The 14,600-nt window shown below is 72.9% G+C and carries 3 protein-coding genes; all 3 read right to left on the bottom strand.

Annotated elements, in window-relative coordinates; translation table 11 throughout:
• Positions 1 to 1,441 (bottom strand): condensation domain-containing protein (locus ACZ4S3_RS40095; protein ID WP_467943718.1); only part of this gene is annotated, 1,441 nt, incomplete at its 3' end.
• Positions 1,438 to 9,273: an amino acid adenylation domain-containing protein gene (locus ACZ4S3_RS40090; protein WP_467943716.1), complete on the bottom strand. Its 7,836-nt coding sequence runs from the start codon at positions 9,271 to 9,273 to the stop codon at positions 1,438 to 1,440. The genes ACZ4S3_RS40090 and ACZ4S3_RS40095, both read right to left, overlap by 4 nt.
• A gap of 2 nt (positions 9,274 to 9,275) precedes the next feature.
• The coding region (locus ACZ4S3_RS40085) for an amino acid adenylation domain-containing protein (RefSeq protein WP_467943714.1) at positions 9,276 to 14,600 on the bottom strand (5,325 nt) is incomplete at its 5' end.

Genomic DNA, 14,600 nt, shown 5'->3' with positions numbered 1-14,600 from the left:
GCTCGAGGGCCGGCGCATCCGGAGTCCGCACCACCTGCGCCTCGAACAGATCCGGCAACGTCGCCGGCGCAACCGCACACGCCGTGTCGTTCCAGGTGCCCAGGACCCGCTCCCGCTCCGTCTCGCTGATCAGCGTGACCCGGTCGAGCGGCAGGTCCGGCGTCTCCATCACCGAGGTGAGCAGCGCCCGCACCCGGTCGAGGAGGCCGGTGGCGCTCTCCCGGTCCATGAGGTCAGCGCGGTGGTCGAGGCGCAAGGCGAGCCGGTCGCCCACCAGGTCGCCCACGAGGCTGAGGGCGTAGTGCGTGGCGTCCCGTCCGTCGACCTCGGTCAGCCGCAGCCCGGCCACGGGAGCGTCGTCTTCGGCCACGCCCAGCGGATAGTTCTCCAGCAGCGCGGTGGTGTCGAAGAGTTCACCGGCACCGGCCAGCTGCTGGATACGGCCCAGCCCCAGGTACTGGTGCGGCAGCAGGGCGCTCTGCTCCTCCTGGAGCCGTACGAGGTTGTCCAGCAGCGACTGCCGCTGGTCCAGCCGCACCCGGACGGGAATGGTGTTGATGAACAGCCCGACCATCGACTCCGAGCCGGGCAGGTCGGCCGGGCGGGTGGACACGGTCGTACCGAACACCACATCGTCCCGGCCGGTCAGCTGGGCGAGCGCCACCGCCCACGCGCCGTGCAGCAGTGTGCTCATCGTCAGCCGTCGCTCGCGCACCGCCGCGGTCAGCCGTGCGGTGGACGCGTGCGACAGCTCCAGCTCGACCCGGCCGGGCATCTGCGGCGTCCGGTCGGCGGCCGCTACCAGCGTCGGTTCGTCCAGGCCCCGCAGCGCCCGCTGCCAGGCGGACTCCGCCGCGGCCTGGTCCTGCCGGCCCAGCCAGGCCAGGTAGTCGCGGTACGGCGTGACCCGCGGCAGCCCCGCCGGGCTGCCCTGCTGCCCGTACAGCGTGAACAGCTCGTCCAGGACCAGCGGCATCGACCAGCCGTCGAGGAGGATGTGATGGCAGGTCAGTGCCAGGCAGTAGCGGCGGTCGGCGAGACGGTACAGGGTCAGCCGCAGCAGCGGCGGCCGGGCCAGGTCGAACCGCTCGGCCCGGTCGGCGGCCAGCAGCCGTTCCAGCTGCGCGTCCTGGCCGGCCGGCCCGTCCGCGGCCCCGGTCAGGTCGCTCTCCCGCCACGGCAGCGGCACCGTGCGGTGGATCACCTGGATCGGCTGGCCGTTCTTCCGGGTGCGGAAACCGGCCCGCAGGTTGGCGTGCCGGGCCAGCAGCGTGCTGACGGACGCGCGCAGTGCGGCGGCGTCCACCTCGCCCTCGATCCGCAGTACGAGCTGCACGTTGTAGATGTCGGGTGCCTGCCCGTCATACAGCGCGTGGAACAGGAACCCCTCTTGCAGCGGCGCGAGCGGCAGGACGTCTTCAAGTGCGGACTGAGTCTTCACAGCGTGTCCAATTCGGCTTCAAGGTCATCGATTTCGTCCTGGCTCAGCGATTCCAGGGACAGGTCGGAGGGGGTGAGACCACCGGCGTTCGGGTCCTCGCAGTGGGCCACCAGTGCGGTCAGTGCCGCGAACCAGCTCTCGGCGAACGCCTGGACGTCCTGCTCGGCCAGCAGGTCCCGCGGCCAGTTCCAGGTGGCCGACAGCCGTGGCCCGTCGGGCAGGTCCTCGGTCACCGCGTTGATCACCAGCGCGTGACCGGCCGGCATCCGGGGGTCGGCGCCGGGCGGGGTCGGTGCGTCGGCGTCGAGGTCCCAGTCGGCGGTGGCGCCGCCCTCCGCGGCGGTCAGGCGGCCCAGGTAGTTGAAGCCGATCTGCGGGGTGGGCAGCGCCGACAGTTCGGCGGCGACCGTGGGGTTGAGGTGTCGCAGCAGACCGAAGCCAATGCCGCGGTCGGGGACGGCCCGCAGCTGTTCCTTGATCCGCTTCACCACCTGGCCCATCCCGGGGCCGCCGGCCCACACCTCGTCCCGGTCGAACGGACCCGGGTCGAGCTGCACCGGATACAGGCTGGTGAACCAGCCGACGGTGCGGCTCAGGTCCACACCGGGCACGATCTCCTCCCGGCCGTGCCCCTCGAGATCGATCAGTACCTGGCTGCCGACCTCGCCCCGGCCCCGGCGCCGGTCGACGACGGCCAGCGCCAGCGCGGTCAGCAAGATGTCGTCGATCCTGGCGTGGAAGGCCTCCGGCACCGTGGTCAGCAGGGCCGTCGTGGTCGGTGCGGGCAGGGTGAAGGTCAGCGACCGGGTGGTGCTTCCCAGGTCCCGGGTGCGGTCCAGCGGGCGGCAGCCCAGCAGCGGCTCCTTTGTGGCCAGCATCCCGGTCCACAGCGGCAGTTCGGCAAGCCGCTCGGGACGCTGCGCAGCCGCCGACAGCTGCCGCGCCCACTGCCGCAGGGATGTCCCCGCGCGCTCCGGCGACGGCTGCCCGCCCGCTGCCACCGCCCGCCAGGCGGCGGCCAGATCCGGCAGCAGGATGCGCCAGGACACCCCGTCGACGACCAGATGATGCAGCGTCAGCAGCAGTCGGCCGGGGGCGGCGGGCCCGGCGTCGAACCACACGGCCTGCACCATGGCGCCCTCGCGCGGCCGCAGCCGGGCCCGTGCCCGTTCGCCCTCGGCGGCCACCAGACCGGCCAGTTCCGCGCCGTGCAGCCCTTCGGCGTCGACCCGCCGCACACAGTCCTCGGCCGCCACCTTGCCACGGGGCAGCACCTCGGGCTCCCAGTCCGGCAGCCCCGCACCGTCGTCCGCCGGGTGCTCCGTGAGGCGCATCCGCAGGGCATCGTGGTGGTCGAGCAGCGACTGCACCACATCAACGAGCTGCTGCTGTGCCAGCTCTGCCGGGACCTGGAGCACCATCGACTGGTTGAAGCCGTCCACCGGCGCGTCCAGCTCCCGCAGCCAGTGCATGATGGGCGTCGGCGGCAGCGTACCGACCGCGTCCTGCGGATCCTCGGCGGCGGCCGCCGGCAGACCGGCGGCGAGCGCGGCCAGCGCCTCGACGGTCTGGTGGCGGACGATCTCCCGCGCCGTGAGCACGATGCCCTCGTTCCGCGCCCGGGAGATCACCTGGATGGACAGAATGCTGTCCCCGCCCAGCGAGAAGAAGCTGTCGTCGACACCGACCCGGGGCAGGTTCAGCACCTCGGCGAAGATGCGGCAGAGCGTCTCCTCGCGTGCGGTGCGCGGCGCCCTGGTGCCCACGGCCGCCGCGAAGTCCGGTGCGGGCAGCGCCCGGACGTCCAGCTTGGCGTGGGTGGTCAGCGGCAGCGCGTCCAGTTCGAGGAACGCGGCGGGCAGCATGTAGTCGGGCAACTGCCCGGCCAGGTGCGCCCTCAGCGCGGCGGCGTCCACCGCGGCGTCTTCGGCCGGAACGACATAGGCGACGATGCGCTTGTCGCCCGGCCGGTCCTCACGGACGATGACCGCGGTGTCCGCCACCGCCGGGTGACCCGCCAGGGCGTTCTCGATCTCACCCAGCTCGATGCGGAAACCGCGGACCTTGACCTGGTCGTCGACGCGGCCGACGAACTCCAGCTGCCCGTCGGCCCGCCAGGTGACGAGATCACCGGTGCGGTACATCCGCGCACCGGGCGCGCCGAACGGGTTGGCGACGAACCGCGCGGCGGTCATCCCGGGGCGGTCCAGGTAGCCGCGAGCCAGCTGGACGCCCGCGAGGTACAGCTCGCCGGGCACCCCGGCCGGCACCGGTCGCAGCGCGGCGTCGAGGACGTACACCTGGGTGTTCCACACCGGGCGGCCGATCGGCGGGGCCACCGGCTCGGACAGCGCCGGGCTCGACGTCACCCAGACCGTCGCCTCGGTCGGCCCGTAGCCATTGACCATGTGGCGCCCGCCGGCCCAGCGTGCGACGACCTCGCCGGTGAAGACATCCCCGCCGACCGTCAGCGACCGCAGCTCCGGCAGCGGCGCGGCCGGCATGCTCGCCAGCGCGGCTGCCGCCAACGCCGCGTGGTTGATGCGGAGTTCGGCCAGCTGCTGGGCCAGTGCCGCACCGGCGAGCGTCCCGGCCGGGGGAATCACCAGGCAGGCGCCGGACAGCAGCGCCAGCCACAGTTCGAGTACCGACGCGTCGAAGCTGGGCGACGCGAACTGCGCCACCCGGCTGCCCTCCTCGATGCCGCAGCGGTCGATCTTGTCCGTCGCGAAGCTGGCCATACCGGTGTGCGCGACGACGACGCCCTTGGGGCGACCGGTGGAACCGGAGGTGTAGATGACATACGCCGGGTGCCCCAGCAGCAGCGGCGCGGTCCGGTCGGCGTCGGTCGGATCGGTGCCGGGCCGGTGTGCCCAGGCGTCGGCGTCGCCGGGCACGGCCAGCGTGGCCAGGCCCGGCACCGGCGGCGCGACGTCGTCGGCCGTGGTGAGGACGAGGACCGGTTCGGCGTCGCGCAGCATGTAGTCGATGCGGTCGGCGGGGTACTCCGGGTCGACGGGCAGGTAGGCGGCGCCGGCCTTGAGGACCGCGAGTACGGCGACCACCAGGTTCAGGGAGCGGGGCAGCTGCAGTGCCACGATCCGCTCAGGGCCCGCGCCCCGGTTCATGAGTTCATGCGCCAGCCGGTTCGCCCGGGTGTTCAGCTCCGCGTACGTCAGTATCCGGCCTTCGTGCTCGACCGCCGGGGCGTGCGGAGTGCGGGCGGCCTGCGCCCGGAAGAGGTCCGGGAGCGTGGCCGGCGGCACCTCGCGTGCGGTGTCGTTCCACTCCACCAGCAGCTGGTGCCGCTCGGCCGGGGACAGCACATCCAGCGTGGCGACGGGCAGCGAGGCGTCCGCCACTACGGCCCGCAGCAGCCGCTCCAGCCGCTCGGCCAGTACCTGGGCCGTCTCCCGGTCGAAGAGGTCGGTGGCGAACTCCACCGTGCCCGCCAGCCCCGCCGGAGCGCGCTCGGCGGAGTACAGCTCCTCCATGTTGAACGCCAGGTCCACCTTGGCGGCACCGGTGTTGACGTCTTCCAGTACCGTCCGCAGACCGGGCAGGGCGAGCTGGGCGTCCTCGTTGTTCTGGAGGACCAGCATCACCTGGAACAGCGGGTGGTGCGCCATCGACCGGACGGGGTCGACGAGCTCCACGAGCCGTTCGAAGGGCACGTCCTGGTGGGCGTAGGCCGCCAGGTCCGTCTCCCGTACCCGGCCGAGGAGTTCGGTGAAGGTGGGGTCGGCGGAGGTGTCGGTGCGCAGCACGAGGGTGTTGACGAAGAACCCGACGAGGTCTTCCAGGGCGTCATCGGTGCGCCCGGCAATCGGGGTACCGATGGGGATGTCGGTGCCCGCACCGAGCCGGGTCAGCAGCGCGGCGAGGCCGGCCTGCAGCACCATGAACACACTGCACTGGTGCGCGCGGGCCAGCCGGACCACACCGGCGTGCAGTTCGGCGTCCCAGGTGAAGGCGACATTGTCGCCCCCGTAGCCGGCGACGGCGGGCCGTGGGCGGTCGGTGGGCAGCACCAGCTCCTCCGGGACACCGGCCAGGGCCGTGCGCCAGTGGTCGATCTGGGCGCGGATCACGCTGTCCGAGGCGTCCTCGTCGCCCAGGGTCGCCTGCTGCCACAGCGTGTAGTCCGCGTACTGCACCGGCAGCGGCGCGAAGGCGGGTGCGGAGCCGGCCAGGCGCGCGGTGTAGGCGACGTTCAGATCACGGGCGAGCGGTGCCAGCGAGGCGCCGTCGGCGGCGATGTGGTGCGCGAGGATCAGCAGGGCGTGCTCCTCGGGTGCCGTTCTGAACACCCAGGCCCGCAGCGGGATGTCGCGGGTCAGGTCGAAGGCGTACCGGGCGGCCGCGGTGATCAGCTCCGGGGCCTGCCCGTCGTCGGTGTCGACGACCTCGACGACGGGCCGGGCGGCGGCGCCGTCCAGCACCAGCTGGTACGGCTTGCCGTCGACGTCCGGGAAGACCGTGCGCAGACTCTCGTGGCGTCCGGTCAGATCCGCCAGCGCCGCCCGCAGCGCCGGGACGTCCAGTTCCCCGCTCAGCCGCAGCAGCATCGGCATGTTGTACGTGGCATTCGGCCCCTCCAGCTTGTCGAGGAACCACAGCCGCCGCTGTGCGAAGGACAGCGGGATCCGCGCGGGCCGCGCCGCCGGCTCCAGCGCCGCCCGTGCGCCGGCCGCTCCGTCCAGCCGGCGGGCCAGGCCGGCGACCGTCGGGGCCTCGAACAGGTCCCGGACCGCCAGCTCCACCCCGAAGGCGGCACGCACTCGGCTGGTCAGCCGCGTGGCGAGCAGCGAATGCCCGCCCAACGCGAAGAAGTCGTCGTCGGCCCCGGCCCGTTCGATGCCGAGGACCTCCGCGAAGATGCCGCACAGGATCTCTTCGCGTGCGGTACGCGGCTCCCGGGAGCCGGCGCTCGGTGCGCTGTCAGGGACCGGCAGCGCCGCCCGGTCGACCTTGCCGTTCGGGGTCAGCGGGAGAGCGTCCAGCACCACGAAGGCGGCGGGCAGCATGTACTCCGGCAGGAGGGTGGCCGCATGGCGCCGCAGCGCGGCCGCCGCCGGTGCCGCGCAACCGTGGGCCGGCTCCACGTACGCCACGATGCGCTGGTCGCCCGGCCGGTCCTCCCGGACGAGCGCCGTGACCTGCCCGACGGCCGCATGCCCGGCGACGGCGGACTCGATCTCACCCAGCTCGATGCGGAAGCCACGGACCTTGACCTGGTGGTCGACGCGGCCGACGAACTCCAGCTGCCCGTCGGCCCGCCACCGCACCAGGTCACCGGTGCGGTACATCCGCGCACCGGCGCCGCCGAACGGGTTCGCCACGAAGCGCTCCGCCGTCACCGCGGGCCGTCCGCGGTAACCGCGCGCCAGGCCCCGACCTGCGAGGTACAACTCGCCCGGCACCCCTACCGGCAGTGGCCGCAGCCGCGCGTCCAGCACATACGCCTGGGTATTGCCGATCGGCCGGCCGATGGGGGCGCTGCCCTCACCGGTGACGTCCGCGAGGGTCGACCAGATGGTCGTCTCCGTCGGGCCGTAGAGATTCGTCACGCTCGCGGCGTGCGCGGCGAGGTGGTGCGCCAGCGGGGTGGGCAGCGCCTCGCCGCCGACCAGGACCCGCAGCCCGTGCAGCGCCTCGGGGAACCGGTCCGCCAGCCCCTGCCACAGGGAGGGGGTGGCCTGCATGAACGTCGCACCGGAGGAGGCCAGCAGTGCGGCCAGACGCGGGGTGTCGCGCACCTCCTCGGAGGTGGCGAGCTGGACGGACGCGCCGCAGATCAGCGGCAGGTACAACTCCAGTCCCGCGATGTCGAACGCGATGGTGGTGACGGCGAGCAGCCGGTCCGACGGCTGCGGAGTGAACACCTGCCGCATCGCGCTGAGGAAGTTGACCAGGTTCCCGGCCGAGACGACGACGCCCTTGGGGCGGCCCGTCGACCCGGAGGTGTAGATCGCGTACGCCGGGCTGTCCGGCGTCGTCCCGGCCGGCCGCTCGGACCCGGTGAGGCGGCCGTCCGGCAGGTCCGCCAGCGCGGCCGTGGTGTCCGGCGCATCGAGCATCACCAACTCCGCGTCGGTGGCGGGGAGTTGTTGCGCGAGGGCGCCGGTGGTCAGCACGCAGACCGGGGCCGCGTCGGCGAAGACGTGGGCGAGGCGGTCGGCGGGGTGGTCCGGGTCGACGGGCAGGTAGGCGGCGCCGGTCTTGGCGACGGCCAGCAGCGCGACGGGAAGGTCGGCGGACCGGGGCAGTGCGAGGGCCACATAGCTCTCCGGACCGACGCCATGGGTGCGCAGCAGGCGCGCCAGCCGGTTGGCCCGGGTGTCGAGTGCCGCATAGCTCAGGCACACGTCCTCGCAGCGCACCGCGTCGGCATCGGGTGTCCGGTCCGCCTGGGCCTCGAACAGCTCCCGCAGGCTCGCCGCCGGCGCCTCGTGATCGGTGGCGTTCCAGGTGACGAGCTGCTGGTGGCGCTCCTCCTCCGTCAGCACCGCCAGCTCCCTGACCGGCCGCGCCGGATGGGCGAGTGCCGCCCGCAGCAGCCGCTCCAGCCGCCGCGCCATCAGCTCGGCGCTCTCCTTGTCGAACAGCTCCGTGGCGAACTCCACCTCGACGGCGATCCCCTCGGGTTCGCCCGCGGAGCTCAGCCGCTCCTCCAGGTCGAAGGAGAGATCGAACTTCGCCACCCCGGTGTCGACACCGTCCAGCTCCGCCCGCAGCCCCGGGAACTCCGGCGCGGCCTTGGCGTTGTTCTGCAGGATCAGCATCACCTGGAACAGCGGATGCCGCGCCAGCGACCGGGGCGGATTGACGATCTCCACGAGCCGTTCGAAGGGCACGTCCTGGTGGGCGTAGGCCGCGAGATCGATCTCCCGTACCCGGTCGACGAGTTCGGTGAAGGTGGGGTCGCCGGAGGTGTCGGTGCGCAGCACAAGGGTGTTGACGAAGAACCCGACAAGGTCTTCCAGCGCCTCGTCGGTGCGCCCGGCAATCGGGGTACCGATGGGGATGTCGGTGCCCGCACCGAGCCGGGTCAGCAGCGCGGCGAGGCCGGCCTGCAGCACCATGAACACACTGCATCCCCGCTCGCGCGCCACCCGCACCAGATCCCGGTGCAGCCCGGCGTCCCAGGACAGCGCGACACTGTCGCCCCGGTAACTGGCCACGGCCGGCCGTGGCCGGTCGGTGGGCAGCTCCAGCTGGTCGGGCAGCCTGTCCAGCGTCTTCTGCCAGAAGGTGACCTGCTCGCTGATCACACTGTCCGGGTCGTCCTCGTCCCCGAGGACCTCCCGCTGCCACAGCGTGTAATCGGCGTACTGCACCGGCAGTTCGTCCCACTGCGGCGCCGTGCCCGTACTGCGGGCGGTGTACGCCACCGACAGGTCCCTGGTCAGCGGGGCGAGTGACCCGCCGTCGGCGGCGATGTGATGCACCAGCAGCAGCAGGACGTGTTCATCCGGTGCCGTCGCGAACAGCCACGCCCGTACCGGGATGTCCCGTGTCAGGTCGAAGGCGTGCGAGGCGGCATCCCGCAGCAGCGCGGGCAGATGCTCCGCTGCGGTGCGGACGGTCTCGACCACCGGACGGGACGCATCGGCGGCGAGTACCTGCTGGTGGGGGCTGCCGTCACGGTCGGGGAAGACGGTCCGCAGGCTCTCGTGCCGCTCCACCACGTCATCGAGCGCGCCGTGCAGCGCCGCGATGTCCAGGTCGCCGGTCAGCCGCAGCAGCATCGGCAGGTTGTAGGTCGCGCTCGGTCCCTCGAACTGCTGGAGGAACCACAGTCGGCGTTGGGCGAATGACAGCGGAATCATGACTACTTCCCAGACCTCGGCATCGGCCGCAGCGCGGGCCGTGCTCTGCGTGTGGCACCTGTTACGCGTTCGGCGAGCGCCGCCACCGTCGGCGCTTCGAACACCGCGCGGATGGACAGTTCGGCTCCCATGCCCGTCCGTATCCGGTTGATCAGCTTGGTGGCGAGCAGGGAGTGTCCGCCCAGTTCGAAGAAGCTGTCGTCGATGCCGACTTCGGGCAGTTCCAGCACCGCCGCGAAGATCTCGCACAGCGACCGCTCCCCCGGGTTCCGCGGCCGCCGGCCGGTGGCCGACGCCGCGAAGTCGGGAGCCGGCAGCGCCCGCCGGTCCAGCTTGCCGTTGGGCGTCAGCGGCAGGGCCGGCAGCACCACGAACCCGGCGGGCACCATGTGCGCCGGGAGCCTGGCGGCTCCCAGGGCGCGCAGCTCGGCGACGTCCACGGCCGTGTCGCCGGCCGGCACCGCATAGGCCACCAGCCGCTTCTCCCCCGGCGTGTCCTCCCGCACCACCACCGCCACCTGGCCCACGGCCGGATGCGCAGCGAGGACACTCTCGATCTCGCCCGGCTCGATCCGGAACCCGCGGATCTTCACCTGGTCGTCACCGCGCCCGAGGTACGCCAGCTGCCCGTCACCGCCCCACCGCACCAGGTCGCCGGTGCGGTACATCCGCTCACCCGGTGCCCCGAACGGGCAGGCCACGAACCGTTCGGCGGTCAGCCGCGGCGCACCCAGATAGCCGCGGGCCAGCTGCGCACCGGCCAGGTACAGCTCTCCGGGCACGCCGGGCGGCACCGGCCGCAGCCGCGCGTCGAGCACGTACACCCGTATGTTCCAGATCGGCGTGCCCAGCGGCACCGTGGCCGGCCAGTCGTCGACCCGCTCCGGCAGCGTGTACGCGGTCACCAGATGGGTTTCGGACGGCCCGTAGTGGTTGTGCAGTCGCCGCGTTGCCGTACCGCACAGGTCCCGCAGCGCCGGGCCGAGGACCAGCGCCTCACCGCCCTGGGCGAGATCGGTCAGCGCGGGCAGGCCGATGCCCTGCGCGGCGGCCTCCTCCGCCACCGCGCCGACGACCAGGTTCGGCGCGAAGAGTTCGGACACCTTCTGCTCGTCCAGCCAGCGGGCGAACGCCGCGGCGTCCCGGCGGACGTCGTCGTCCGGAATGACCAGGGTGTTGCCGTGCAGCAGCGCCGAAAGGGTCTCCTGCGCCGCGACATCGAAGCCCACCGCGGTGAACTGCGCGGTGCGCCGTCCGAAGCCGCCCGACAGGTTCTCGGCGTGCCATGCCAGCAGATTGCTCAGCGCGCCTGCGGGCATCACCACACCCTTGGGCACCCCCGTCGACCCCGACGTGTAGATGACATACACCGGGTGGGAGGGCAGCGGCGGCGTGCGCCGGTCGGTGTCGCGCGGATCGTGGTCCGGCTGTGCGGCGAGGACGCCGGCCGCGTCGGGACCGTCCAGGACCAGCCTTCCGGCCCCCGCCGGCAGCCGCCGGGCGACCGCGTCGTGGGTGAGCACATACGCCGGCCGGGCGCTCTCCAGCATGTGAGCGATGCGGTCGTCCGGGTGCTCCGGGTCCACCGGCAGGTACGCCGCGCCGGCCTTGAGGACGGCGAGGATGCCCGCCACCAGGTCCGTGGAGCGCGGCAGCGCCAGCGCCACCACGTCCTCGGGGCCGACGCCCTGCCCCAGCAGATGGTGCGCCAGCCGGTTGGCACGGGAGTTGAGTTCGGCGTACGACACCACCGTCCCCGCGTACTCCACGGCCGGGGCCCGCGGAGTACGGGCCACCTGCTCCTGGAACAGCTCCGGCAACGTCGTCGGCGGCAACTCGCGCGCCGTGTCGTTCACCCCCGTCAGCAGGTGCGTGCGCTCGGCGGGCGAGAGGATCTCCAGCTCGCCGAGAGGCCGGGCGGCGTCCTCGACCACTGCCCGCAGCAGGCGCTCCAGCCGCTCGGCCAGCGCCTCCGCGCTCGGCCGGTCGAAGAGGTCGGTCGCGAACTCCAGCGCGCCCACCAGCCCCGCGGCGGCGCCGTCCTCGGTGTACCGCTCCCCGATGTGGAAGGTCAGGTCGAACTTGGCGGAGAAGGCACGGAACGGGCCATCGGTCACCTCGAGTCCGCGCATCGCGAACTCACCCTCGGTGGTGTTCGCCAGCACCAGCATCACCTGGAACAACGGATGGTGTGCCAGGGAACGGGTGGGGTTGACGAGCTCCACGAGCCGTTCGAAGGGCACGTCCTGGTGGGCGTAGGCCGCCAGGTCCGTCTCCCGTACCCGGCCGAGAAGTTCGGCGAAGGTCGGGTCACCGGAGGTGTCGGTGCGCAGCACGAGCGTGTTGACGAAGAAGCCGACGAGATCGTCGAGGGAGCTGTCGGCGCGGCCGGCGGTCGGCGAACCGATCGGGATGTCCGTGCCCGCGCCGAGCCGGGTCAGCAGGGAGGCGAGCGCGGCCTGCAGCACCATGAACACACTCACCTGGTGCTCCCGGGCCAGCCGGGTCAGCCCCGAGTGCAGCTCCGCGTCCCAGAAGAAGTCGACATCCTCCCCGTGGTAGCCGGCCACCGCGGGCCGCGGGCGGTCGGTGGGCAGCTCCAGCCGGTCCGGAAGGTCTGCCAACTGCCGCTTCCAGTACTCCATCTGACGTCCGAACACGCTGTCCGGGTCGCTTTCGTCGCCGAGCACATCGCGCTGCCACAGGGTGTAGTCGATGTACTGCACCGGCAGCGGCTCCCACCGTGGTGCGGCGCCCTGACAGCGCGCCGCGTACGCCACCGAGAGGTCCAGCGTGAGCGGATCCATCGACCAGCCGTCGCTGACGATGTGGTGCGCCAGCAGCACCAGGACGTGCTCCTCGGGCGCGGTGCGCAGCAGCCGGGCCCGCACCGGCAGCTCCCGCGTCAGGTCGAAGGCGTACCGCGCGGTCTCGGCGACCTGCGCCGCCACCTCGTCGGGGGCCACCTCGGCCACCTCGACAACGGGCCGCGCGGCCGCCCCCTCCAGTACCAGCTGGTACGGCGTGCCGTCCGCCTCCGGGAAGACGGTGCGCAGGCTCTCGTGGCGCTGCGCCACGTCCACCAGCGCCGCGCGCAACGCCTCGACGTCCACCGCACCCGACAGCGTCAGCACCATCGGCACGTTGTAGGTGGGGCTCGGTCCCTCCAGCTGGTGCAGGAACCACAGGCGGCGCTGGGCGAACGACAGCGGGACCCGCTCGGTGCGCGGCCGCGGGGCCAGCGCCGCACGGGCCTCGCCCGCACCGCTCAGCCGTGCCGCGATCCCGGCGACGGTGGGCGCCTCGAACAGGTCGCGGACGGCCAGTTCGGCACCGAATGCGTCGCGGATACGGCTCAGCAGCCGCACCGCCGACAGCGAATGCCCGCCCAGGTCGAAGAAGTTGTCGTCGGTCTCCAGCGTGGTCAGCCCCAGCGTCCGGGCGAACAGAGCGCACAGGATCTCCTCCTGCGGCGTGCGGGCCCGGCGCCGGACCGGGGTCCGCGCCGCCCCGTCCTCGGCGGCGACCGGCGCCGCCGAGGCCATCGGCCGCAGCCGGCCGTCGGCCGTCCAGCGGACGATCATGCCGGTCGGGAACATCCGCGCCGGCGCCACGGCGAACGGATCGGGTTCCCCGCCTTCTGGTGCCTGCCCGTACAGCGTCACCCCGGACAGGTCGGCGGACTCGGGGACGGTGACGACGAGCCGGCCCGGCACTCCGGCCGGCACCGGCCGGAGCTCCGCGTCCAGCACGTACACGCCCGCCCCCGCCGGCAGCATCTCGCCACCGGGCAGCTCCCGCACCCCGAACGCCTGGCTGCCGAGCAGTTCGGCGCGCTCGGCCTCGGGCAGAAGGCCCAGTTCGCCGATCGGCCGGGCGGCATCCGCCACCGCGTCCCGCAGCAGCCTTTCCAGGCCCAGCGCAAGCGCCTCGGCCGTCTCCTGGTCGAAGAGGTCGGTCGCGAAGTCCAGCAGACCCCGCATCCCGGCGGGCAGGCCGTCGGCGGTGACCGTCTCCTCGAGCGCGAACTCCAGGTCGAACTTGGAGCTCTGCGACCCGATCAGCTCCAGCTCGCCGTCGAGCCCGGTGAAGGCCACCTCGGCGGGCGACGCCTCGAAGCTCAGCATCACCTGGAAGAGGGGGTGGTAGGCCAGTGAGCGGGTGGGGTTGGCGAGCTCCACGAGCCGTTCGAAGGGCACGTCCTGGTGGGCGTAGGCCGCCAGGTCCGTCTCCCGTACGCGGTCGAGGAGCTCGGCGAAGGTGGGATCGCCGGAGGTGTCGGTGCGCAGCACGAGCGTGTTGACGAAGAAGCCGACGAGATCGTCGAGCGCTTCGTCGGTCCGGCCCGCGGTCGGCGAACCGATCGGGATGTCCGTGCCCGCACCGAGCCGGGTCAGCAGGGAGGCGAGCGCGGCCTGGACGACCATGAACACACTCGCCCGGTGCTCCCGCGCCAGACGGGCGATACCGGCGTGCAGTTCCGCGTCCCAGGCGAGCGGGATGCTGTCCCCCTGGTAGCCGGCCTCGGCCGGGCGAGGCCGGTCGGTGGGCAGTCCCAGCACGTCGGGCAGGCCCGCCAAATGCTTCTGCCAGTATCCGGCCTGGGCGGCGAGCGGGCTGTGCGGATCGCTCTCGTCGCCGTGGATCTGCCGCTGCCACAGCGTGTAGTCGGCGTACTGCACCGGCAGCGGCGTCCACGCCGGCTCCTCGCCCGCGCACCGCGCGGCGTAGGCCGCCGACAGATCGCGCACCAGCGGCCCCATCGACCAGCCGTCACTGGCGATGTGATGCGCCAGCAGCAGCAGGACGTGCTCGTCCGGCGCCGTCTCGAACAGCCAGCCGTGCAGCGGCAGTTCCGCCGTCAGGTCGAAGGCGTACCCGGCGGCCTGCCCGACCGCCTCGGCCAGCTCCCCGGCGCCGACCCGGACCACCTCCACCGGCGGCCGGGCCGCGGCGCCCTCCAGCACCTGCTGGTAGGGCGCGCCGTCCGTCTCCGGGAAGACCGTGCGAAGCGACTCGTGCCGGACCGCCAGGTCGGCCACCGCCGCCCGCAGCGCCCCGATGTCCAGTGCCCCGCTCAGCCGCAGCCGCATCGGCACGTTGTAGGTCGCGCTGGGCCCCTCGAGCTTGTCCAGGAACCACAGCCGGTGCTGAGCGAACGACAGCGGCACCCGCTCGGGCCGCGCCATCGGCACCAGCGCCGTCGCCCGTGTCCCAGCCCGGTCCGCCAGCCGCGCGGCGAGCTGCGCCACCGTCGGCGCCTCGAACAGGTCCCGCACGGACAGCTCCACGTCGAACGTGGCCCTAACCCGGCTGATCAGACGCAT

It is taken from the genome of Streptomyces sp. NPDC028368, from assembly GCF_055565615.1.
This window is presented reverse-complemented; position numbering and strand designations above follow the sequence as displayed.